This window comes from Nostoc sp. (assembly GCF_036916575.1).
In the GTDB taxonomy this organism is placed as follows: domain Bacteria; phylum Cyanobacteriota; class Cyanobacteriia; order Cyanobacteriales; family Nostocaceae; genus Nostoc.
Genome location: NZ_JBALGC010000137.1, coordinates 19,786 through 40,874 on the forward strand (window position 1 = coordinate 19,786; position 21,089 = coordinate 40,874).

Annotated in this window: 22 protein-coding genes and 2 pseudogenes; 15 read left to right on the forward strand and 9 right to left on the reverse strand. The window is 42.5% G+C overall.

All coding sequences use genetic code 11. The annotated features are described in order from the left end of the window. Nucleotides 1-505 precede the first annotated feature (505 nt). Together V7L29_RS30565 and psaI are read left to right on the forward strand one after the other, a co-directional pair. On the forward strand, nucleotides 506-3,304 hold the full coding sequence (locus tag V7L29_RS30565) for a hypothetical protein (protein ID WP_334737852.1): 2,799 nt from the start codon (nucleotides 506-508) through the stop codon (nucleotides 3,302-3,304). A 200-nt stretch (nucleotides 3,305-3,504) separates the two neighbouring features. Continuing rightward, nucleotides 3,505-3,654, forward strand: a complete 150-nt coding sequence (psaI, locus tag V7L29_RS30570; protein WP_334691556.1) for a photosystem I reaction center subunit VIII — start codon at nucleotides 3,505-3,507, stop codon at nucleotides 3,652-3,654. A 233-nt stretch (nucleotides 3,655-3,887) separates the two neighbouring features. On the opposite strand, the gene V7L29_RS30575 is transcribed toward psaI, so the two are convergent. From V7L29_RS30575 to V7L29_RS30600, 6 genes are all read right to left on the reverse strand, one after another. Continuing rightward, complete coding sequence (locus V7L29_RS30575; RefSeq protein WP_012411803.1) at nucleotides 3,888-4,007, reverse strand: photosystem II reaction center protein J; 120 nt, start codon at nucleotides 4,005-4,007, stop codon at nucleotides 3,888-3,890. Nucleotides 4,008-4,077: 70 nt separating this feature from the next. Next, nucleotides 4,078-4,200: a photosystem II reaction center protein L gene (locus V7L29_RS30580; protein ID WP_322670285.1), complete on the reverse strand. Its 123-nt coding sequence runs from the start codon at nucleotides 4,198-4,200 to the stop codon at nucleotides 4,078-4,080. An 8-nt stretch (nucleotides 4,201-4,208) separates the two neighbouring features. Continuing rightward, nucleotides 4,209-4,346 carry a cytochrome b559 subunit beta gene (gene psbF / locus V7L29_RS30585; RefSeq protein ID WP_015115279.1) on the reverse strand — a complete coding sequence of 46 codons (138 nt, stop codon included), beginning with the start codon at nucleotides 4,344-4,346 and terminating at the stop codon, nucleotides 4,209-4,211. Between the two features lie 9 nt (nucleotides 4,347-4,355). Continuing rightward, nucleotides 4,356-4,604, reverse strand: a complete 249-nt coding sequence (psbE, locus tag V7L29_RS30590) for a cytochrome b559 subunit alpha (RefSeq protein WP_069071322.1) — start codon at nucleotides 4,602-4,604, stop codon at nucleotides 4,356-4,358. Between the two features lie 189 nt (nucleotides 4,605-4,793). After that, nucleotides 4,794-5,813: a photosynthesis system II assembly factor Ycf48 gene (locus V7L29_RS30595; RefSeq protein WP_334737853.1), complete on the reverse strand. Its 1,020-nt coding sequence runs from the start codon at nucleotides 5,811-5,813 to the stop codon at nucleotides 4,794-4,796. A 140-nt stretch (nucleotides 5,814-5,953) separates the two neighbouring features. Next, entirely contained in the window at nucleotides 5,954-6,289 is a 336-nt protein-coding gene (locus V7L29_RS30600; RefSeq protein WP_334691558.1) for a rubredoxin, read from the reverse strand. A gap of 341 nt (nucleotides 6,290-6,630) precedes the next feature. Between V7L29_RS30600 and ndhC the strand changes: the two genes are divergently transcribed. The 3 genes from ndhC to V7L29_RS30615 are packed head-to-tail and all read left to right on the forward strand — an operon-like array spanning nucleotide 6,631 to nucleotide 8,274. Next, on the forward strand, nucleotides 6,631-6,993 hold the full coding sequence (gene ndhC / locus V7L29_RS30605; protein ID WP_334691559.1) for a photosynthetic/respiratory NAD(P)H-quinone oxidoreductase subunit C: 363 nt from the start codon (nucleotides 6,631-6,633) through the stop codon (nucleotides 6,991-6,993). Beyond that, nucleotides 6,984-7,721 carry a photosynthetic/respiratory NAD(P)H-quinone oxidoreductase subunit K gene (gene ndhK, locus V7L29_RS30610; protein WP_334691560.1) on the forward strand — a complete coding sequence of 246 codons (738 nt, stop codon included), beginning with the start codon at nucleotides 6,984-6,986 and terminating at the stop codon, nucleotides 7,719-7,721. Before ndhC ends, ndhK begins: the two co-directional genes overlap by 10 nt. Continuing rightward, nucleotides 7,714-8,274 carry an NAD(P)H-quinone oxidoreductase subunit J gene (locus V7L29_RS30615; RefSeq protein ID WP_334737854.1) on the forward strand — a complete coding sequence of 187 codons (561 nt, stop codon included), beginning with the start codon at nucleotides 7,714-7,716 and terminating at the stop codon, nucleotides 8,272-8,274. The genes ndhK and V7L29_RS30615 overlap by 8 nt, the downstream gene beginning before the upstream one ends. A 108-nt stretch (nucleotides 8,275-8,382) precedes the next feature. On the opposite strand, the pseudogene V7L29_RS30620 reads toward V7L29_RS30615, so the two are convergent. Next, a pseudogene (locus V7L29_RS30620) lies at nucleotides 8,383-9,271 on the reverse strand (Rpn family recombination-promoting nuclease/putative transposase). 322 nt (nucleotides 9,272-9,593) lie between these two features. Here V7L29_RS30620 and V7L29_RS30625 point away from each other — a divergent pair. The 7 genes from V7L29_RS30625 (at nucleotide 9,594) to V7L29_RS30655 (ending at nucleotide 18,242) form a co-directional block, all read left to right on the forward strand. Next, complete coding sequence (locus tag V7L29_RS30625) at nucleotides 9,594-9,986, forward strand: Pepco domain-containing protein (RefSeq protein ID WP_334737855.1); 393 nt, start codon at nucleotides 9,594-9,596, stop codon at nucleotides 9,984-9,986. Nucleotide 9,987: 1 nt separating this feature from the next. Continuing rightward, nucleotides 9,988-11,976, forward strand: coding sequence for an SUMF1/EgtB/PvdO family nonheme iron enzyme (locus V7L29_RS30630; protein WP_334737856.1), 1,989 nt, complete (start codon nucleotides 9,988-9,990; stop codon nucleotides 11,974-11,976). 657 nt (nucleotides 11,977-12,633) lie between these two features. Next, on the forward strand, nucleotides 12,634-12,891 hold the full coding sequence (locus tag V7L29_RS30635; protein WP_334737857.1) for a type II toxin-antitoxin system RelN family antitoxin: 258 nt from the start codon (nucleotides 12,634-12,636) through the stop codon (nucleotides 12,889-12,891). Beyond that, nucleotides 12,881-13,267 (forward strand): type II toxin-antitoxin system RelE/ParE family toxin, encoded by a 387-nt coding sequence (locus tag V7L29_RS30640; RefSeq protein ID WP_334737858.1) that lies wholly within the window; start codon nucleotides 12,881-12,883, stop codon nucleotides 13,265-13,267. Before V7L29_RS30635 ends, V7L29_RS30640 begins: the two co-directional genes overlap by 11 nt. A 200-nt stretch (nucleotides 13,268-13,467) precedes the next feature. Then, nucleotides 13,468-14,061, forward strand: a complete 594-nt coding sequence (locus V7L29_RS30645; RefSeq protein ID WP_334688164.1) for a cytochrome C — start codon at nucleotides 13,468-13,470, stop codon at nucleotides 14,059-14,061. A 254-nt stretch (nucleotides 14,062-14,315) separates the two neighbouring features. Further along, a complete protein-coding gene (secA, locus tag V7L29_RS30650; RefSeq protein ID WP_334688165.1) occupies nucleotides 14,316-17,108 on the forward strand; it encodes a preprotein translocase subunit SecA in 2,793 nt (930 codons plus the stop codon). A 573-nt stretch (nucleotides 17,109-17,681) separates the two neighbouring features. Then, a complete protein-coding gene (locus V7L29_RS30655) occupies nucleotides 17,682-18,242 on the forward strand; it encodes a nitrate transporter (protein ID WP_334688166.1) in 561 nt (186 codons plus the stop codon). Nucleotides 18,243-18,245: 3 nt separating this feature from the next. Here V7L29_RS30655 and V7L29_RS30660 read toward each other — a convergent pair. Together V7L29_RS30660 and V7L29_RS30665 are read right to left on the reverse strand one after the other, a co-directional pair. Further along, nucleotides 18,246-18,602, reverse strand: a pseudogene (locus tag V7L29_RS30660) (collagen-like protein); the annotation flags it as partial. Nucleotides 18,603-18,673: 71 nt separating this feature from the next. Beyond that, on the reverse strand, nucleotides 18,674-19,444 hold the full coding sequence (locus V7L29_RS30665; protein ID WP_334688167.1) for a pentapeptide repeat-containing protein: 771 nt from the start codon (nucleotides 19,442-19,444) through the stop codon (nucleotides 18,674-18,676). A gap of 604 nt (nucleotides 19,445-20,048) precedes the next feature. Between V7L29_RS30665 and V7L29_RS30670 the strand changes: the two genes are divergently transcribed. From V7L29_RS30670 to V7L29_RS30680, 3 genes are all read left to right on the forward strand, one after another. After that, on the forward strand, nucleotides 20,049-20,315 hold the full coding sequence (locus tag V7L29_RS30670; RefSeq protein WP_334688168.1) for a type II toxin-antitoxin system HicA family toxin: 267 nt from the start codon (nucleotides 20,049-20,051) through the stop codon (nucleotides 20,313-20,315). Continuing rightward, complete coding sequence (locus tag V7L29_RS30675; protein WP_334688169.1) at nucleotides 20,299-20,511, forward strand: type II toxin-antitoxin system HicB family antitoxin; 213 nt, start codon at nucleotides 20,299-20,301, stop codon at nucleotides 20,509-20,511. Before V7L29_RS30670 ends, V7L29_RS30675 begins: the two co-directional genes overlap by 17 nt. Before the next feature lie 316 nt (nucleotides 20,512-20,827). Beyond that, complete coding sequence (locus V7L29_RS30680; protein ID WP_334737859.1) at nucleotides 20,828-20,980, forward strand: hypothetical protein; 153 nt, start codon at nucleotides 20,828-20,830, stop codon at nucleotides 20,978-20,980. Nucleotides 20,981-21,089 lie beyond the last annotated feature (109 nt).

Below are 21,089 nucleotides of genomic sequence, written 5' to 3' on the forward strand. Positions count from 1 at the left end.
GCGTTTTGCTTTTATTAAGTGTTGTGATTTGCGATGGCGCTTTGCGCCCGGCGTGGGCGATCGCAGAGAACACTTAAGAGCCACATCTACCTCTTTGTAGCAAAAATGTGGGCAATCACAATTTAATAAAAATTGTCAAGTGAATCTTAATCTATTGTACGTTGTGTCTATTGTGGATTGGATATTTTAGTAAAAAATAATACAAACTTATTCGCACTAAGTAGAGCAGAGACAGCCAATGGTATTCATTGCATCCCTGTTAATTTAGCACTGGAGAGTGTCAAACTAATATTCAGAAAACAACAAAAGCTTTACGCACAAGCAACACGGCGACCCATTGAAATTCCCTTAATGCGATTAGTTAAAGTGCAAAAATTCAAGTAAGTAAAATTGAGTTAACTTGATAGCCATTTAAGTAATGCATTTACAAAATACTGAGGTAAACTTGCAAGCAAGGTAATACACAATATCACTGGGCGGCTCGTCGGTCTGGGCATCACTTATAATGGAACACTGGCAATTTCTAATACAGAAACAAGGCGCTCGCTCGTGGCATATCCTAGAATCGCCAAATTTGGAAATTTTGGAAGGGCAGTATAGAATTTTGGCTCGTTCAAACCTTCCTAATACAGACGTGGAAGTGCGGGTAACTCACTCTTCAACCCAGGAAGTTCAACCAACGCGGCGAGTTTTCAAGCGATCGCGTCGCACTGACTCAGAAGGCTTAATGGCGGTCATTCCCTTTACCTACTTCCAGCCGGGAGTTTGGGAGTTGCGCTGTTCCGGCGATTTGATGTCGGAGCTGCTTGGTAAATCTTGGCAGCACAGTGTCCAATTTCAAGTATTGTCCCAGCAAGGAACAGAGAAAGCAGGGGAAGCAGAGGGAGCAGGGAGAGCAGGGAAAGTAGAGGGAGCAGGGCAAGCAGGAGGAGAGAAAAAAGGCTTATCCCAAGCGTATTGCCCTCAATCCCACTACTCTGAGGAAAGCGAGGCGACGTCAGCCCACGTGAAAACATTAGATAAAGCGATCGCTGTTTCCACAAAAGTGGCAATTGCTACAGATAGGAACCCTACTACCACTGTTCTGCTAGATGAAACGGAAAAAGATATAGTTATCGATGAGCCTGTGAGTCCTGTGTGGCTCAAAGGTGAGACGGCAGAGCAGATTTTACAAAATTTAATAGATTTAACTTTACCTGCTTCTGAACTCTTGCCAAAAGACGAAAAGGTTACAGATTCTCCAGCAACACAACCACCGCCACCATTACTGCTAACTTTAGGTCAGGATACTTATATTGCTCGTTGGGGACAAGCTCTTAAAATCAATGGGCACATAGAACTCAAAGAAAAGACAAATCTAGATCAGGCTGAAACATTATCTCCGAAAAGCCTGCGGGCGCTTGAACTAGGAATTGAAATGCGATCGCCCAAGAACTCGAAAATCTTCACCCAGGTACGGCAACCCTTATCAGACCAGGACTTGCCCTTCACCATCAATACTTCAATTGATATTCCTGCTGACTGTGAATCCAAGTTAATTTTGGCAGATATCAGTTTGTATGGTAGATTCGCCGATGTTGGTGAAGTTATCCGGTTAGCCAGCCAGTCCTTCACCATTACAGCAGATGTAACGGAATTACTGGCAATCACAGCCGCAGCAAAACCTAATACATCCTTAAATGACCCCATAACACCATCGGACTCATCTGCTGCTTTCACAGAACCAGAGGCAGCTATAGGGCTAGACTTGAAACTATTCAATCTGGTCAAGATTCCAAAAACAGACCAGTCTCAGATACTCAATCCATCCCCAAACACACCTTTACCACCGCAAATTAATCTGCAAGTTCTGCGAGAAGCCACCTTACGCACATCTCAGCTCAAGAATTCAACTACTTCGCCTCAATTGCCAAAACTGCCTCCTGTTCAACCTGATGCCAACACTCCCACAGATGTTGTTGCAAAACCCTCTACACAGCAGGTGCTTCTAGAAAAGGATACTACTATACCTGCTATCAACTTGGAGCAATTGGTCATCAGGCAACGTCGAATGCCAAAACTCGACGCTACTTTTCCATACTTGAGACGGCTACAAGCTTTGCCAGGTGATGTAGAGGAAGTAAAAAGCAATGTCTCCCCAGATGCATTGCAACTTCCAGCGGCTGAAGACTTACTACAGTTAGACGCAACTGTAGCTGAAGATGAAACACCTGAATTAGTAGTAGGTGATGCACAATTCCAAGAAGAATCTGTTCCTGAAGTAGAAATCCAGCAAAATACACAATTCCAAGAAGAATTTGTTCCTGAAGTAGAAGCCCAGCTAAATACACAATTAATTACAACAAGTAACCTTTACTCATCTCCTTTACTCAGGAAGTGGATGGAGAGCCAAGGATACTCTTTGCCTGAATCCATTAATGATCTGCAACCTGAAGACTACGATAATTATGTTCCGGCGCCGCAGACGTCGCTTTCTCTAAGTCCAGAAAATGCAAATGTTGATATCAACTTGCCGTTAAACCTAGATGCCAACACGGATAAGAATTTGAGTGAAGGTTTGGACTCTTCAGAACTTCTGCTGACAAAGACGCGCAAGGAACAGGGGACATGGGAAGAAGTCCCAGGGTTGGCTTCCGATCTAGGGAATTTTGGGGAAGATGTAGACACAGCCAAGGAAGTGGATCTGGGGATAAAAGAAAATACGCAATTAGAAAAAGTATTAGAACCAACACTCTCACCGCCATTGTTAACACAACTACCGCCCCCCCCTCCGCCGATAAAAATAAATATAGCCTCAGCTTGGTTGGCGCAAGAAATCGTTGTCGATGATACATCTAGTGAACTGGAAGCCGATGCAACTAGGAGTTACCCCTTTGAAGAAGAGGAGCAACCACTATTAAATTTATCCCCTTCCTTACCTGTAATTACGGCAGCCATTGAGCCTTTGCCAATTCCTCAGATGCATGTGCCAGAAGGCGAACTAATCGCTGGCAAGTCTATCATGGTGCACGTAGTACTGCCTGAAGTACCTCCGGAAGTTGTTGTCAAGTTATGGCTTGAAGACTATCAAACTCGCTGGTTACTAGATGAACCCCATCTATTGACAAATTTACTACCTAATGCACTGGGAGGGTTGGAAGTGATGACGCAATTAAACATTCCCTTTGGCTGTTTGGAAATTCGCTTGGAAGCGATCGCACTTGATCCAACAACCCAACAAGAAAGTCACAAAGTCACAATAGTGCGAACTGTGATTCCTCCAGACTTGCCAAGCTTGCAGCTAGATGAACTCCTGGGTATGTGATTGCGAGTAGCGAGTAAAAATAGTAACTTAGTGACCAGCCAGACAAGGGAGAATTATTCAACAAATCTCTCTGTTGTCTCCCTCTACTCTCCATCTCCCAATATTGCCTGTGTTAAAAATATGAAAGAATTTCAAAAATCTGGCAGAATTTGCAGTAAGCTCATTTTGAATTGTAATGTGATTTGATAGGAACCCTTACTATGGCAGTTTCTTTTTTGCCTTCTATCTTGGCTAGTACTTCGTACTTGTCTTCTATCCTCGTTCCCATAATTGGTTGGGTTTTGCCAGGTGTAGTCTTCGCATTTCTATTTTTATACATTGAAAGCGACGATATCAGCGATATTAACTGATACTGATGTAGTCATTAGTCATTAGTCATTTGCAAAAAAAACAAATGACATAGACGCGCCAGCGGCTACTCTTCGAGAACGCCAAGGGCGAACCCGCAGGGTATAACAAAGGACAAATGACTATTGACCAAAATTAATGCCGCCCATCTTGTAGAGACAGGCGGTTTTTTTAACGTTGATTTCTCAACAAATGCTAGAAAATTCTAACTTATAATGTTCGGTTCAAACTAATGTTAAATTGAAGAACCGAGTCCGGCATAGGCACCATAAAAGAAAATGCCCAAGACTGTAATTATACCTAACCCTGCAATCGTAGCGACGACCCACAGGGGAATTCTCCCACTTCCAGACACAGCTTCTCTCCTCCCTTAACAACAAATCAACACACGCACAATAAACAAAGATTAACAACAGTAGTTCCAGTTAGTTAAAGAAGTAACTAGAAAACAGAATACCCAGAACGAAAATCATTAATAATCCCAGGTATAGCGAAGTCCGGTTTAGTTCAACCGGCTGATTATTGGGATTGGGGGATCTTTCTACCATAATTACTCCTAACGTTGAATAAATTGCATTGCGGCGATCGCGCCTAAAAAGAATACAGTTGGTACACCTAAAGTGTGAACTGCCAGCCATCTAACGGTAAAAATTGGATAGGTAACTGGTTGATTGATATTGTTGCCGCTAGTCATGATCTCAAACTACTTTCCAATAAATTGTTCAACTTGTTTTTTAGCTTCAAAACGGTTCTTCACAATTGGCACTTCCTGCCGTGCTGGTGTGAAATACTCATTGGGACGAGGTGTGCCAAAAGCATCATAAGCCAGTCCAGTTTGCACAAATAGCCAACCGGCAATAAACAATGCCGGGATGGTGATGCTGTGAATTACCCAGTAACGAACGCTAGTAATAATGTCCGAAAACGGACGTTCTCCAGTGGTACCTGACATTTAGATCCCTACCTTATAAATTGAGTGTTATTGAGTTTATTATCCTACAAAGTTAAGAAAGAGTTACAAGTTGCAACGTTCTTCTCAGAAATTAGGTATTGGGGAACTCGGGGCCCCCTCTGGGGATAAGGGGTAATGGGGATTGGGGATTAGAAAAACTCTTACCTAGTCCCTAGTCCCCAGTCCCCATTAAGCTGCTTCTGGGGAAGTTGTTTCAGGGTTTGGTATATATTTGAGCAAACTGCCGCGATCGCCAATTATAAATCCCCGCTCTGGCTCTAAGAACACAATCTTGTATAAATTAGCCGCAATTTCTTCTATCTCACGGTCTTTTTCCCAGGTTTTGCCACCGTCGGCACTGCGTAACAAATTACCGCTACCGCCACCTACCCAAATTTCATTGGGTGTGCGATATGCCAAATCCAGTAAACCCCAACTGGTAGATAACTCTGGATATTGTGCCTTTTGCCACTCGTCAGGTTTAGTTTCGTCGCTAAACTGAACTTGACCTCCTCTAGCTAACAACCACAATTGCCCATTTTCACCAAAGCCCATGTTTTCTACCCGCCGAGAACTATTGCGGTTATGGGGTACCCAAGCATCTTGCCCTGGTTCCCAAGTTGAGTAGAAACTACCCTTAGCCGAAACTGCAACATATTTACCATCAGCAGAACGCTCTAAGTTACGCACCACACCCACTGCTGATTCCACCTGGGCTTTCCAGTTTTTGCCGCCGTCTGTGGTCTTATATATGGCTCCAACATTAGTAGCCATTTCAGCTGTATTGTCTGCTAGCGCCTTAACTGCGATCGGGCTACCTGGTAGCTTTTCGCTCAGGGGAATACGCGACCAAGAAGCACCTTCATCGCTAGTGTGTAGTAACAGTCCAGGCTCTCCAGCAATCCAGCCTTCTTTACCTGCAAAACTTACTGAGTCAAAGCGATACTTTTGCTCTTCCAGTTGCAGTATTATTGGTTTCCAGGTATTACCACCGTCATTGGTTTCCAATAGGGTGGCATTGCTACCTACTAAGTAGCCATGCTCAAGGTTATCAGTAAAAGCAATATCCAATAAATTCGAGTCTGTTGGCACAGAAATGACTTTCCAAGGGTTGTAGCTAACAGAGGGGACTTGGCTACAACCTATGCACATCACGACTACTATTAACAAGGCAAATATTCGTTGCCAACCTTTAACAATTGAATGCATCAGTATTTCTTAGTTATTTCTAAATTTTTGTCGGAGTTGGCAGCTAGGATGCTGGAAAATCCTACGTTTTTCATTTTGAATTTTATTAGCGCAGTGTAAAACCTCTCGTAGAGAGCGTTATTGGAATTGCTTAAGGGCTGTCATTGTAAGCCGTAGAGACTAATAAAAAACAAGAAACCAAGAGCCAAAGCACCAAAAATTAAGATATTCTTTTGGGCTGGCGTTAGGTTGTTGACACCCAAACCATAACCGAGATTTTCTTTGAAGCCGGATGCAGTACCGGCAGGGCCAATGTTGGCAAAAGCGGTCTTTTTAGCAGAACAAACTGGACAGTGCCAATTCATGGGCAGTTCTGCAAAGAGTGTCCCGGAAGGAATATCATGCTTGTCATCTCCCTTCTCAGGTTCGTAAATATAACCGCAGGCGCGACACTCGTAGCGGTCTAACACCGGAGTCTCAACAGCTGGTTCGCTCATGGCTAAGGCCTCGCAGAGAAGAAATCTTAAATATACGTTAAAAATTATGACATAATTGTTAGACTTTTCTATCACTAGCAAAAGCGAATCAAATACCTGAAGTGGGTCTGTTTCCCAGATTTCAGAAAAACCAAACAGATATAATGTAAAAGAAAGTTACGCAGTTGAGGGATTGCGGACTGGGGATTAAAAATAAAAAATTTGGTATTAAGGATAAGGGATCGGAGATTCAAAAGGATTTCCTAGTACCCAGTACCCAGTACCCAGTCCCTAGTCTTTAGTCTCCACTCCCTACTCCCCACTCCCTACTTAAAATACTCCATAAGCGGTAGATACTCATTGTGTTTGTCCTCAGCGGTTACGAGTACCTTCTAGGCTTCTTTATTATCTGTAGCCTAGTACCAGCCTTAGCGCTCTCAGCTTCCAAGCTCCTACGACCCAGTGGTTACGTCCCAGAACGTCGCACCACTTATGAATCTGGGATGGAACCCATCGGGGGAGCCTGGATTCAGTTCAACATCCGCTACTACATGTTTGCTCTAGTCTTCGTCGTCTTTGATGTGGAGACTGTGTTCTTGTATCCTTGGGCGGTAGCTTTCCACCGTTTGGGGCTATTGGCTTTTATTGAAGCGCTAGTCTTTATTGCAATTCTTGTAGTCGCTTTAGTTTACGCATGGCGTAAAGGAGCTTTGGAATGGTCTTGAATTCTAACTTAACAACCCAGGGCAAAGAACGAATCATCAACCCCATTGAACGGACTACAATCACTCAAGACCTTTCAGAAAACGTCATTTTGACGACGGTTGACGATCTCTACGACTGGGCGCGGCTTTCTAGTTTGTGGCCGTTGTTATTTGGTACTGCTTGCTGCTTTATTGAGTTTGCAGCTTTAATTGGTTCCCGATTTGACTTTGACCGTTTTGGGCTAATTCCCCGTTCTAGCCCCCGCCAAGCCGATTTAATTATTACGGCAGGGACTATTACGATGAAAATGGCTCCGCAATTGGTGCGTCTTTACGAACAAATGCCAGAGCCGAAGTATGTAATTGCGATGGGAGCTTGCACAATTACTGGCGGAATGTTCAGCGTTGATTCCCCTACGGCAGTGCGCGGAGTCGATAAACTGATTCCTGTGGATGTGTACTTACCTGGTTGTCCTCCTCGTCCAGAAGCAATTATCGACGCAATCATTAAGCTGCGGAAGAAAATCTCCAATGAATCGATGCAAGAGCGGGGTAAAATTAAACAAACTCACCGCTACTACAGCACGACTCATAATTTGAAGCCAGTAGAGGAAATCTTAACTGGTAAGTATTTGCAGTCAGATACTCGCTCTGTACCACCGAAGGAATTGACGGAAGCGATTGGTATGCCAATACCACCTGCACTACTGACAGCAAAGGCACAAAAGGAGGAACAAACCCGTGGCTGAAGAAGAATCTCAAGCAGTACCAGCAGACGAAGAAGAATCTAAACCAGTACCAGCAGCGAAAGAAGAGTCATTGGTACAAGCGGGTAAAGTTTCCCAGTGGTTGACAGAAAATGGCTTTGACCATGAGTTTTTAGCACCAGACAAGAATGGTGTAGAGATAATTAAGGTGGCGGCAGATTTCTTGCTTCCTACTGCTACAGCCCTTTATGCTTATGGGTTTAATTATCTCCAGTGTCAAGGTGGCATTGACCTTGGCCCAGGACAAGAATTAGTGAGTATGTATCACTTGATTAAAGTGAGTGATAATAGCGATCGCCCCGAAGAAGTTCGAGTTAAGGTGTTCTTACCACGGGAAAATCCCGTAGTGCCTTCTGTGTACTGGATTTGGAAGACCGCAGATTGGCAAGAGCGCGAGTCTTACGATATGTTCGGGATTATCTACGAAGGACACCCAAATCTCAAGCGGCTTTTGATGCCGGAAGATTGGGTAGGTTGGCCTTTGCGGAAGGATTACATCTCGCCTGATTTTTATGAGTTGCAAGACGCTTATTAGATAGTGTTGAATGGAGACGCGATGAATCGCGTCTGTACAATGTAGTGCTGAGTTTTGGCAGTGATTAACCCCTTTCCGGTGGCGGAGAGGGGTTATGTTTTTGGTCTTTCATGTAAAGTTAGTTGACAAAATTTGCTGTAATTCATTGACTGTATTTACAGTTTTAATTGCCTTTTGAATTGTTTTTAATTTCTGCAAATCCGTAATTTGAGAGATTATCGGCATCAATTCTAAACCTTGATTGCCAAACTTAATTTCTAATGCCAATTCAATCCCTGAATATAACTCTTCCTTTCTTCCTCGCAGTTCTCCGCGTGCTTCTCCGTGTGCTTCCCCTTTGCTAAAAATTTCTTGATACCAAGGCGACTGCTCTAAAAGTGCCATATCCCACCTCAAAATTTGCTGAACTATTGCACTATCTAATACAAACGTAGCAAAAAATCCTAATACTGTTTCTAGTTGATTCAATTGTTCATCTGCACGCAAGATTCGCAATGCGTCCCGAATTGTAGGTAGACTCATTATCACCTCCTTTGAGAATGGGTACAAACGGCAGTAAGGATGGTAAGGGTTGTTGAAAAGCAATCTCGACATCAACTTCCCACAGGTTAATGACACGGTAATCTTGAATAGCACGTAAACCAGCAATATTTAATGCATAACTTGTCGGTATTTGAGCGTCACTTGCCTTGAGGATATTAATTAGTACTGGATACGTTGGCAAATTATATTTTTCTTCTGCAAGTGCTGCATAGGCACGCATTCTACGCGGCATTTCTGGTTTATAGCGCAGTTGTAATTCATTAAGAACAAGAAATTTTCCATACTGGGAACTTTCGACACGGATTAAAACATCACTTTCTCGACTTATCCACTGAAATTCTGAGTTGAGAATTTCGCCAGCAACAATATCAGGAATTTGTGTTACCCATTTTACCCAGTTATCAGGTGCAAGGCTGATTAAGCGTTTGGTGCTGACATCGGCGGGTTTGCTCATGGGGTTGTAAACGCACTGAAAGTTATCAAATAATTGTACTTAAGACTGGATTAGAGAAATTCAGATTTTTGATTGGACTACTTATGAGAAAGCGATCGCACCCAATCTGAGATAATTTGAGTGCGATGTCTACGATGGGCTTTGCCTACGCAATTCCTGAGTAAAGAAAATTTTTTAACGCAGAGAGACGCAAAGGGAAGCGCAGAGGTTTGCAAAGGAGATGTCTAAGATGTTCAGTGAAATTTCTTAGTAATCGGAATCGCTATCTCTACCGTTGTATCTATAATTTATAGGAAAATTCCATCTAAATATTTAAAGTAATATGTCAGAAACACCTCCAGACGGCATTTGGATTGTTACCGATGAAACGCCGCAAATATCGATTCCTGATGGTGCTAAAGGCGGCAGTACGAATATACATAATTGGGGAGACGAAGCTATCAGGGAAAATATTGGTAGCAAAGGGGTAGGAGATGCCGTTAAAGTTAACGCTCAAAAATTAGAGCAAAATATGACTAACTTTCTCAAAGTAGTGGGAAGTTTGTTTAGTCAAGCCCAACAGCAAGCAAAAGTCAACTCCAGGATGCAATTAGATGAAATTGAGCTGTCGGTGGAAATTAGTGCCGAAGGAGAAATTAAATTAATTGGCAGTGGTGCTAAAGCTGGAAGTAAAGGAGCGATTAAGCTGAAGTTCAAGCGTCAAGAATCACAGTGAGATGGCAAAAAATTGGGCGATCGCGATCGGAATTAACCAGTATGATTATCTGCAACCGCTAAACTATGCCAAGCGGGATGCACAGTTAATGCAGGAGTTTCTGGGCAATGAAGCCGGATTTGAGCGGATATTCTTCTTCTCGGATGATTCCCCTGATGTTGCTGGAAAATCGACTCGCCCAACTCGTACTAACTTACTGCGAATCTTGCGGCAGTTATTTGACAATCCCTTTATGGGAGCAGGGGATAATTTCTGGTTTTTCTTCAGTGGTCATGGGATAAGATACGCTGACCGTGATTATCTCATGCCCTGTGATGGCGATCCAGAGGATATTGAAAACACAGCAATTGCGATTAACTTTGTCACTGAACGCCTGCGTCGCTGCGGTGCTGATAATGTTGTCTTGATTCTAGATGCTTGTCGCAATGAAGGCAAAAAAACAGGTGAAGGGATTGGGCGACAAACTGCACAAGAAGCACGTCAGCAAGGAGTTATCAGCATTTTTTCTTGTATTCCCCAGGAGTATTCTTATGAAATTGAAGCTTTACAACAAGGTGCTTTTACCACTGCATTACTAGAAGGGTTGGGAATTCAAGGTAAGTGCGCTACTGTTGAACGATTGGATCAATATCTCAAGTTTCGCGTGCCTGAACTGGTTCGCCAGTATAAGAAAACAAGGCAAACGCCTTATGTGATTGCTGAACCTGTGAATAAATCTCACCTAATACTTGTGCCACGATATGCAACTCTAACGGATATTGCCACGTTAAAAAATGATGCTTACCAAGCAGAAGTAAATAGGAATTTAGATTTAGCAGAGCAATTATGGATTCGGGTATTAGCTGCGGCTTCAGGGCAAGATATGGACGCAGTGAGAGGTTTACAAAGAATTGAATGGTTGCGAAGTAGTTCTGCAAATCCTGATTTACCTCAGCAAACAATTCCACAACAATCTAAGTCAGTTACAAATACACCTATAAGTAAACCTTCTCAAACACCTTCCAAGCCAATCTCACCATCTCCTGTTAATAATACTCAAACTTCTGGTGCGGGACAATTTCCAACATCTACTATTTCAACACCTTCAACACCTGCTTCCTCATCAAAAAACCTAATATTACCTAACTGGTCACGACGACGTGTAATTCAAACTGCTGGGTTTGCAGTTGCTGGGTTGAGTTTAACAATTGCAATACCACATTTTTGGTCGTCTGGTGATAATAGCAAAAGCGACACCAATACAACAACAAATTCCCAGGGAAATATCACCAACGGCAGTACCCGTGAAGCAAAACACTTTGTTGAAGATTTAGGGAATGGTGTCACCCTGGAAATGGTACAGATACCAGGGGGAACTTTTATAATGGGTTCACCGGAAGGAGAAGCAGGGAGAGATAAAGATGAAAGTCCACAGCATCAGGTAAAAGTGCCTGGGTTCTTCATGGGTAAATATGAAATTACCCAGGCGCAGTATCAAGCAATTATGGGTATTAATCCTTCCTACTTCAAAGGTGAGAAACGACCTGTAGAACAGGTTAGTTGGGATGATGCAGTAAAATTTTGTGAAAAGTTGAGCAAGAAAACACCAAAAACCTACCGATTACCTAGCGAAGCAGAATGGGAATATGCTTGTCGTGCTGGAACCAAGACCTCATTCTATTTTGGCGAAACTATTACCACTAAGTTAGTAAATTTCGAGGGTAAAGAAACAACAAATGTAGGAATATTTCCAGCAAACTCTTTCGGTTTATACGATATGCATGGTAATCTATACGAATGGTGTAAAGATGTATATAATGACAATTACCAGGGTGCGCCAAAAGATAGTAGTGCGTGGCTGACTGGTAAAGATAATAACATAAAACTGCTGCGTGGCGGTAGTTGGCACGACGACGCTGGGGATTGCCGTTCTGCCAATCGCGATAGGGACGCGCACGCGAATCGTAGCAGCAATGTTGGTTTTCGCGTGGTGGCGGTGGCTGTGGCGTGAGTACTCCCCATTCTCAGAGTTGATAAGTGGGAATTTATCGAGCGTACACCAGGAAGTCCAGACCTGAACCAGCGAGGAAGGCGACAACCTCCCAATATCAAACCGAGTCGGATAGCTTGGTAGGTTGCAAAACCGAACAGTTGTTCGACTCAATTAAGAAATACCAAATATGGATAAGATTATTTGAGAATTTGCAGTAGCAAATCAAATTATAAGTTTGTTACAACAATTGTTGCAATGACTTAAACGTTTCTTATACATGGAAGAGTAATTGTTGCAAAGCTTTAAGCATTTGTGGCAACGACTTATATATTTGCAAGAAATACTTAAAGGTTTCTTATACATGGAGAAGTAATTGTTGCAAAGCTTTAAGCGTTTGTTGCAATGACTTATATTTTTGCAGTAAATACTTAAGCGTTTCTTATACATGGAAGAGTATTTGTTGCAAAGCATTAAACTTTTGCTACAACTGGTGATATATTTGCAGGAAATACTTAAACGTTTCTTGTATATGGAAGAATATTTGTTGCAAAGCATTTGCGATCGCACTCAGCTCCATCGTCATTGGTGCGCTCGTTGAACTGGTTAAAATTAAATTTCCCTATCCTGCTTAGATTTCAGATGTTAGGATCTCTTACAACATGAGATGAACAACAGATGAAAGCGATCGAAGTTACTGGCAGGATTGATCCTCAGGGAAATCTGGTTCTAGATCAGCCAATTCAGGAAACGACTTATCCTCATCAGGTTCGGGTGATTGTGTTGATTCCAGAGCAGGCAGAAGTAGAAGAGGATGACCTTGATGATACACCCGTTGAAGAGATTAAAGCCAGCTTGAGGAGAGCCTTGCAGCAAGCAAAAATGGGTCAACGCCTGCCACTATCTCAAATGTGGGAGGGAATTGATGCCCAATGAACAGCCATCGGTATTCATCGATTTAACTCCTGAATATAAACAAAACCTGGGCGACCTTTCAAAGAGATTTCGGAACATTCGCTCTGATGTTCAACCGATTATCGAGCAATTACAACAAGGAAATATTGTCGATGATGCCTACGGCGGGCTACGCCTACGCATTGGGGGCATTGGTAAGGATTATATTATTTATAAGGTGAGAGTTCGCAACAGTAGTATCCAAAAAGGTAAGAGTGCTGGATACCGATTGATTTATCAAGTCGAGTCACCTACAAATATTTTACTACTAACGATTTATTCCAAGTCTGACCAAGAAGATATTGGTGCAAATCAAATCTTAAATATTGTGGCTGATTTTTTTAGTCAGGAAGGTTAAAACTACCAAGAGATTTTTCCTTGCACAGTCAGTGGTGCGCCACTGTTATTAATGTAAAAGATGCATAAACGCAGAGCCGCTTGTTAATAGGCATCGCCACATTACTAAAAAGACTTACGCAAAATCTGAAACACTGCTAAGACTGCGTAAGTCCTATGATTAGCACAAGCGCCACTTCTAAATTTCTGGGAATGTGAGGAATGTCAATTTTTGTTAAGCGCAAAACCCGTGATGGCCAAAAGCGATCGCCTTACAGCGATCGCCAAGCGCTACAGCAAAGCGCCGAGAGCCAATTTAAACGCCAATTTTTCGGTTTACTTTTGGTAATTGTAACCTGGAGCCTAGCTATGGGCTGGCTTCTAGCCTTGGCAACTAACGCCCAAAGTGCTACTCCTACCGCTGAAATTGGCACTGTTGACGTAGTGCCCGCACAGTACCAACTGGGGCAAGAACTGTATTTAGAAAACTGTTCCACATGCCACATCGGCTTACCACCAGCCGTTTTGCCCACCCAAACTTGGAAAAATCTCCTGCAAGACTCACAGCACTACGGCGCACAAATAAAGCCTTTAGTCGATCCGCAGCGCATCTTAGTGTGGAAATATCTTTCGACTTTCTCCCGTGTTCAGTTAGACGACGAAGAAACACCCTATCGCGTCAACAACTCACGTTATTTCAAAGCTTTGCATCCAGGAGTTAAATTACCACGTCCCGTCCAGCTTGGCAGCTGTGTCAGCTGTCATCCCAGTGCTAGTGATTACAATTTCCGCCGCCTCACAGCAGAATGGAAGTGAAGAGTAGACTCTATTCTCCCACTCCCTCTCTGGCCCCATCTGGGGGCAAAATGATACTATGAAGAAAGAGTAAATATAAGATAAGAGTTAAAACCAATCAGTTTACTAAATGATTGGCTAATTTTTCTCCTGTTTTTGAGTTAATTCTCATTTCACACCCATCCACGACCAAGATGGTTGGGTTGGGTTAAATGTTTATAATCAATGCCGAACCTTTAATCCCCATCCCCCTTGATTCAGTTCTATAACCTGCCATGTTAAAACTTTTGTTGGGCGACCCCAACGCTCGTAAGCTTAAAAAATACCAACCTTCTGTTACTGAAATTAACCTTTTAGAGGAAGAAATTAAGACTCTTTCTGATGATGAGTTAAAAGGTAAAACCGCCGAATTTAAACAACGGCTTGCCAAAGGCGAAACTCTGGATGACATTTTGCCAGAAGCTTACGCAGTTGTCCGGGAAGCAGGACGGCGAGTCTTAGGCTTGCGGCACTTTGATGTCCAACTCCTTGGCGGGATTATTTTGCACATAGGGCAAATTGCCGAAATGAAAACCGGTGAGGGTAAAACATTGGTCGCCACCTTACCGAGTTATTTAAATGCTCTGACTGGTAAAGGTGTACACGTCGTCACTGTGAACGATTACCTGGCTCGTCGGGATGCGGAATGGATGGGACAGGTGCATCGATTCTTGGGGCTGAGTGTGGGGCTAATCCAGGCAAGCATGACTCCCAGCGAACGCCAGAAAAATTACGACTGCGATATTACCTATGTTACCAACAGCGAGGTAGGGTTTGACTACCTGCGGGATAACATGGCGACATCAATGGCAGATGTAGTGCAACGCCCGTTCAATTATTGCGTAATTGACGAGGTAGACTCGATTTTAGTTGATGAGGCGCGGACACCGCTGATTATTTCTGGGCAGGTGGAAAGACCTACAGAAAAGTATCTGCAAGCCTCTGAAATAGCATTCACACTCAAAAAAGACGAGCATTACGAGGTGGATGAAAAAGCTCGTAACGTGCTATTGACAGATGAAGGTTTTGCTGAAGCCGAAAATCTTTTGGGAGTCACAGATTTATTTGACCCTGAAGATCCTTGGGCGCATTTTGTTTTCAATGCGATTAAAGCCAAAGAACTTTTCTTGAAGGACGTAAATTACATCGTCCGCAATGGGGAAGTGGTAATTGTTGATGAATTTACCGGTCGGGTGCTACCGGGACGACGCTGGAGTGATGGATTACACCAGGCTATTGAAGCCAAAGAACACGTAGAAATACAGCCAGAAACTCAAACTCTAGCGACAATTACTTATCAAAATATGTTTTTGCTATATCCAAAACTCGGTGGAATGACCGGAACGGCAAAAACGGAAGAACCAGAATTTGAAAAAATTTACAAACTGGAAGTCGCGGTAATTCCCACGAATCAAGCCAGAAGACGCGAAGATATGTCTGATATGGTCTTTAAGACAGAAGCAGGCAAGTGGGGGGCGATCGCTAGAGAATGTGCCGAAATGCACGAACTTGGTAGACCTGTGTTAGTGGGAACCACTAGTGTGGAAAAATCTGAACTTCTCAGCCGACTGCTGAAGCAGCTAGAGATTCCCCACGAATTACTCAACGCCCGACCAGAAAACGTCGAGCGTGAGGCGGAAATCGTCGCCCAAGCCGGACGCAAAGGTGCTGTTACTATTGCTACTAACATGGCTGGTAGAGGAACAGATATCATCCTAGGTGGTAACTCCGAATATATGGCGCGTCTGAAGCTGCGGGAATACTTCATGCCCCGGATCGTCATGCCAGAAGATGAAGACACCTTTGGCGTTCAAAGACCAGCCGGATTGCCTACAGGACACGGCGGTGGTCAAGGCTTCGTCCCTGGCAAAAAAGTTAAAACTTGGCGGGCTTCGCCAGAAATTTTCCCCACCCAATTGACGAAAGAAACAGAAAAACTGCTCAAAGAAGCAGTAGAAATTGCAGTGCGTGAGTATGGCGATCGCAGTTTACCGGAACTGGAAGCCGAAGACAAGGTAGCTATAGCCGCAGAAAAAGCTCCCATTGATGACCCCGTGATTCAGAAATTGCGGTCAGTATACAACCGCATTAAGCAAGAATACGAACAATTTACTACCCGCGAACACAATGAGGTAGTGGAAATTGGCGGTTTGCACGTAATTGGTACAGAACGCCACGAATCGCGGCGGATTGACAACCAGTTGCGGGGACGTGCAGGACGACAAGGCGACCCTGGAAGCACGAGATTCTTCCTCAGTTTAGAGGATAACCTACTGCGGATTTTTGGTGGCGATCGCGTTGCAGGGTTAATGAATGCTTTCCAAGTGGAAGAAGATATGCCCATCGAATCTGGGATGCTTACCCGCAGTTTGGAAGGCGCCCAGAAAAAAGTTGAAACCTATTACTACGACATCCGTAAGCAGGTGTTTGAGTATGACGAGGTGATGAACAATCAACGTCGTGCTATTTATGCCGAACGCCGCCGGGTGTTAGAAGGTCAAGATTTGAAAGAACAGGTGATTAAGTACGCTGAAAAAACGATGGATGACATCGTTGACTACTACATCAACATAGACTTGCCCTCGGAAGAGTGGGAGTTAGAAAAGTTGGTTGAGAAAGTCAAAGAATTCGTCTATCTGCTAGCAGATTTGCAACCTAGTCAATTAGAAGATATGTCAGTCAGTGAGATTAAAGTCTTCCTGCACGAACAGGTGCGAATTGCTTACGATCTCAAAGAAGCGCAGATTGACCAAGTTCAACCCGGACTTATGCGCCAAGCTGAACGCTTTTTTATCTTGCAACGCATTGATACCCTGTGGCGGGAACACCTGCAACAAATGGATGCCTTGCGCGAATCGGTGGGGCTGCGTGGTTACGGTCAAAAAGACCCACTGATTGAGTATAAGAGCGAGGGTTACGAACTCTTCTTGGATATGATGGTTAACATTCGCCGAGATGTGGTGTACTCGTTGTTCATGTTCCAGCCACAGCCGCAGCAAATGGTGCAAGCATCATCAGAGATGGTTTGATATTGAGTTAGAAAATAATCTTACGCAGAGACGCAAAGACGCATAGTTGTTTTTGCGTTTTTGTTGTATTGAAAAAATATCAATTCAAAAAAATCTAAATAATATTAATTCCTTTGAAATTAGCATAGATGTAGCCCGCCGTAGGCATCGCTTGTGGGTGAAAAATCATCTTGAAGAAGATGAGGAAAAACTACGGGTTTCAACGTAAACGAGGTTTATTATCTGTATTGCTAATAACAAGCTATCTATTTACTTAGTATTAAAACTTCTAAATATTTATATTTAATACAATTATTAATCAAAGAAATTATAGAAATTGTATTTAATTTGCTAATCAGGATTTGTTTTTCTGATAAAGTTTAGTAAAGCCAAATTTTACCTCTTCTTTGTACTACTAACACGTCGTAACAATACCTATTTTTTTGATTAGCCATCAAGGAGGAGAAGATATAAAAAATCTTGTATTATTCAAAGATAACGTGTAATTAAATACACTTTTCGATTTTCTATTTGGTGTTGTTGCCGCAGTATTTCCCAGATATTCTCAATGAGAACTGAGGCAGAGAGAATAATATGTTTTTAGACATTTTAGCTAGCCTACAACGGTTATTTGTAGGTTACATTCCAGCCGCTGTATTGGGTAGTTTCATAGGATATTTAATAGGCATGAATAGTATGATTTATCAGCTATTTAGGCTGATATTTCAGATACCACATAGTATCCCTCCTATAGCTTTGCTACCTATTGCCCTAATCGCGTTTCAAGAGAGCGACACGGCTGCTATTATAGTAGTTTTTATCGGAACTCTCTGGACGATGATCATTAATACAGCAATAGGTATGCGGCATTTTCAGAGACAGAACAATAACTTTCGAGTAGCTATATTTCATATATTTCATGCTTTGAAAGTTAGCATTTGGGTAGCCTGGTTTATAGTTATTGCTACAGAAATGTTAACAGGGCCAAAAGGACTTGGTTTTACCCTTTGGGAAGCTTATAAAGCTGGCAATGCCGATTACATAATCCAGGTAATCTTATACATCGGTATCATTGGCTTTTTGCTGGATCAGTTACTAGATTTCGCAGCCTATATTCTCTCGCAAATGGTTTCAGATGGGAAAAAATCCTCCTAAATTTTATTTAGGCTTATGGACTGCACCCTGCCAGCTAATAGTTTGCTTTGCAGAACGTATTCCCAAAGAACGAGTCGCTACGACTTCAATATTAACGTTGACACCAGGGCGTAGGGCTTCGTCAGGAATTTTGAGCTTACCCAAAGCGAGAGTAAAACGGTTGTAGTCACGAGTCACAAGTTCGTTAGGAATATCCCCTTCATATTCAGTTTTGTAGGCAGAAAAACCGTCCTGTGCGCGAAATTTCACGCGAAACTAAGTATTAATAACATCGGACTTTGCTGCCAAATCGACTATTTTTAAGTTGAGGTTTTGTCCGGCATCGGCAAACTCTGCCACAGCTAACCGAGTGACATCTTTGACAAACCACTAACTACCTGATTGCTAGTCACTGGGGATTCTATCAACTGTCCTCTTCAAAAAGAAAGCACTCAAAAAGGTAAGAACTGGAGCAAGACTGAGCCAAGACTTCCCAAAAAGTCAACGAAACTGGGTCTACCAGCGCTTACCTTCTCATTGACGGGTGTTTGCAGCTCTTTAATAAAAGCTTGGGCTGTTAGCGTTCCAGGGCTGTTGTTTTGAGATGTAAACAATTTTTCAGCAACTTGGGCATCTTGGAATGCACCTTCTCTATCTAGTATTTGGTAACGGGCGACACCGCGAGCTAAATAAGCACCCGCATATTCTGGTTTAATAGCGATCGCTTGATTAAAATAACTGATTGCTTGCTGTTGGTTGCCTTTTTGCGCTTCTGCTACACCCCAAGCATAAAATTCTTCTGGTGAAGCAATTTGTAATGGTATACCAACTGCACCCTGGAAGTTAGCGCCATTCAGGTAAGCACCAGTCAGTTCTGCATTTGCTAGATAGGTATTTCTCAAATCAGCACCCGCTAAATTTGCCCCACGAAATTTAGTTTCGCTCAGGTTAACACCAAATAAACTAGCACCACTCAAGTTTGCACCCCGCAAATCTGCGCCGCTCAAGTTTGCACGGCTGAGGTTAGCACCTGTGAGATTAGCACCGCTCAAATTGGCTCCAGATAAGTCAGCCATCACTAAACCTGCACTGGTCAAATCGCAGTTTTGACATTGTTTGGTTGCCAATAACTGTTTAACATGTTCAGAATTTGCTGCTTGTACGGTTGTTGTTAAACTAATCGTGGTTAAAAATGCGGCTACACCTAAAATTTTGTTTTTCATATTCGCGTAATATTTTTTACTCAATATTCAACATTAACTGAGACGGATTTATACTTCAGCCTATGATATAAGCAATCTCAACAATTTGCCCTCTGTAGTTGCCTATATCACTTGTAAATTTGAGTAAACACTATGACCCTGTATTTCTTGCCTCTGGCAAGGAATGCAGGGATGATGGGTAAGACCATTTATGAATTCGCAACAGAATAATTATGTGGTTTCCCTTTACCCTCTTTCTCATCACTGGCGGAAACTGGATTCAACAAGCTTACCCAGTTGCCTTTTCCGGTAACAATTGTCAATGAACATCATTCGTCAAGAAAAATAATACACCTCCACGATAGTCAAAACTGATGTCACAACACTAAACTCACTGCAAAACATTGCTTCAAAGAAAGCATCTGTAACATCCAAATAATGAGTATTTTCTGTAATCAAGTAAAACAGTGGAGCAGTATCCAAGCCTACAATTTGCCCTGATAACTGGACTAGCCATTGTCATCTGGGATGCTCTGACTCAGGAGCAAATCTCTTTTTTTGCTTTTGTATACCCTGATTTTAAATAAATATGAGACTATAGAAATATTAAGACAGTCAGGAAAACGTGAGTCAGCAAGACAAACTCTTAGAAAAAATTCTCTCTGGGACTTCTGATACAGACATCCCTTTCGCTCAACTGTGGCAACTTTTATATAAACTAGGCTTTGATGAACGGATTCGTGGCGATCATCGTATTTTTATCAAAGTCGGTGTTGAGGAAATATTAAACCTGCAACATAAGAGAGGAAAAGCCAAAAGCTATCAAATTAAACAAGTTCGGGCAGTGATTCTCAAGTATAAGCTAGGAACTAAAAATGATGTTTCGGTATGAAATTATTCTCTACTGGAGTGAATTAGATCAAGCCTTTATTGCTGAAGTGCCAGAATTATCAGGCTGTGCTGCTGACGGCGATACTTATCAAGAAGCCCTACATAATGTAGAATTAGTTATGCAGGAATGGACAGAAACAGCTAAGGATTTAGGGCGTCCAGTTCCTGAGCCTAAACCGCGTTTTATGTACATTTAATTGATATACAAGCTAAGTAAAACTGATTTTTTAGCATCATCATAAATATAAGACTCCTATTTTATTTTTGACAAAAATTAAAAGCAGATTTAGATGGACTTTCAAAAATTTCAGATTACTCTGAAAGACTCTAAGAGGATGTTTAAAAGTATTTGGCTGTGATTTTAGGCACTTATTGATCCCCCCTAACCCCCCGATAAATTGGGGAGAACCTGAATCAAAGTCCCCCTTTTTAAGGGCGGCTCTGCCGATTTGTCCCTTGCGCGTCTCCCTTTGGAGAAGCACGTGGGGTGGACTTAGGAGGATCTAAAACGTTTTGATACCTATAAGAGGACTTTTAAAACATCCTTTAATACCAATTCTCCATGAAGATGCACTTAATCTTGAAAAACGAACCGCCAAGAACGCCAAGAACGCCAAGGAAGATAGAGGTAATTATTTAGTGCAAGCTTTTAGAGAATTGGTATAAGACCAAAGTCAGGAATAGCAGCCAGATAGTACACCCTTTTTTTAGCAATCCTGTTCTCTTTACTCTCTTCCTTCACCACTTCGACTTGAGCAATTGCTGGTACATTACT

Coding starts and splice junctions, on each gene's coding strand:
- V7L29_RS30595 (WP_334737853.1), bottom strand. CDS start 5,813: ATGCATTCAATTGTTAAAGGTTGGCAACGAATATTTGCCTTGTTAATA.
- secA (WP_334688165.1), top strand. CDS start 14,316: ATGTTAAAACTTTTGTTGGGCGACCCCAACGCTCGTAAGCTTAAAAAA.
- ndhK (WP_334691560.1), top strand. CDS start 6,984: ATGGTCTTGAATTCTAACTTAACAACCCAGGGCAAAGAACGAATCATC.
- V7L29_RS30625 (WP_334737855.1), top strand. CDS start 9,594: ATGTCAGAAACACCTCCAGACGGCATTTGGATTGTTACCGATGAAACG.
- psbF (WP_015115279.1), bottom strand. CDS start 4,346: ATGACTAGCGGCAACAATATCAATCAACCAGTTACCTATCCAATTTTT.
- V7L29_RS30565 (WP_334737852.1), top strand. CDS start 506: ATGGAACACTGGCAATTTCTAATACAGAAACAAGGCGCTCGCTCGTGG.
- V7L29_RS30675 (WP_334688169.1), top strand. CDS start 20,299: ATGATGTTTCGGTATGAAATTATTCTCTACTGGAGTGAATTAGATCAA.
- V7L29_RS30630 (WP_334737856.1), top strand. CDS start 9,988: ATGGCAAAAAATTGGGCGATCGCGATCGGAATTAACCAGTATGATTAT.
- psaI (WP_334691556.1), top strand. CDS start 3,505: ATGGCAGTTTCTTTTTTGCCTTCTATCTTGGCTAGTACTTCGTACTTG.
- V7L29_RS30580 (WP_322670285.1), bottom strand. CDS start 4,200: ATGGTAGAAAGATCCCCCAATCCCAATAATCAGCCGGTTGAACTAAAC.
- V7L29_RS30665 (WP_334688167.1), bottom strand. CDS start 19,444: ATGAAAAACAAAATTTTAGGTGTAGCCGCATTTTTAACCACGATTAGT.
- V7L29_RS30635 (WP_334737857.1), top strand. CDS start 12,634: ATGAAAGCGATCGAAGTTACTGGCAGGATTGATCCTCAGGGAAATCTG.
- V7L29_RS30655 (WP_334688166.1), top strand. CDS start 17,682: ATGTTTTTAGACATTTTAGCTAGCCTACAACGGTTATTTGTAGGTTAC.
- V7L29_RS30640 (WP_334737858.1), top strand. CDS start 12,881: ATGCCCAATGAACAGCCATCGGTATTCATCGATTTAACTCCTGAATAT.
- psbE (WP_069071322.1), bottom strand. CDS start 4,604: ATGTCAGGTACCACTGGAGAACGTCCGTTTTCGGACATTATTACTAGC.
- V7L29_RS30645 (WP_334688164.1), top strand. CDS start 13,468: ATGTCAATTTTTGTTAAGCGCAAAACCCGTGATGGCCAAAAGCGATCG.
- V7L29_RS30600 (WP_334691558.1), bottom strand. CDS start 6,289: ATGAGCGAACCAGCTGTTGAGACTCCGGTGTTAGACCGCTACGAGTGT.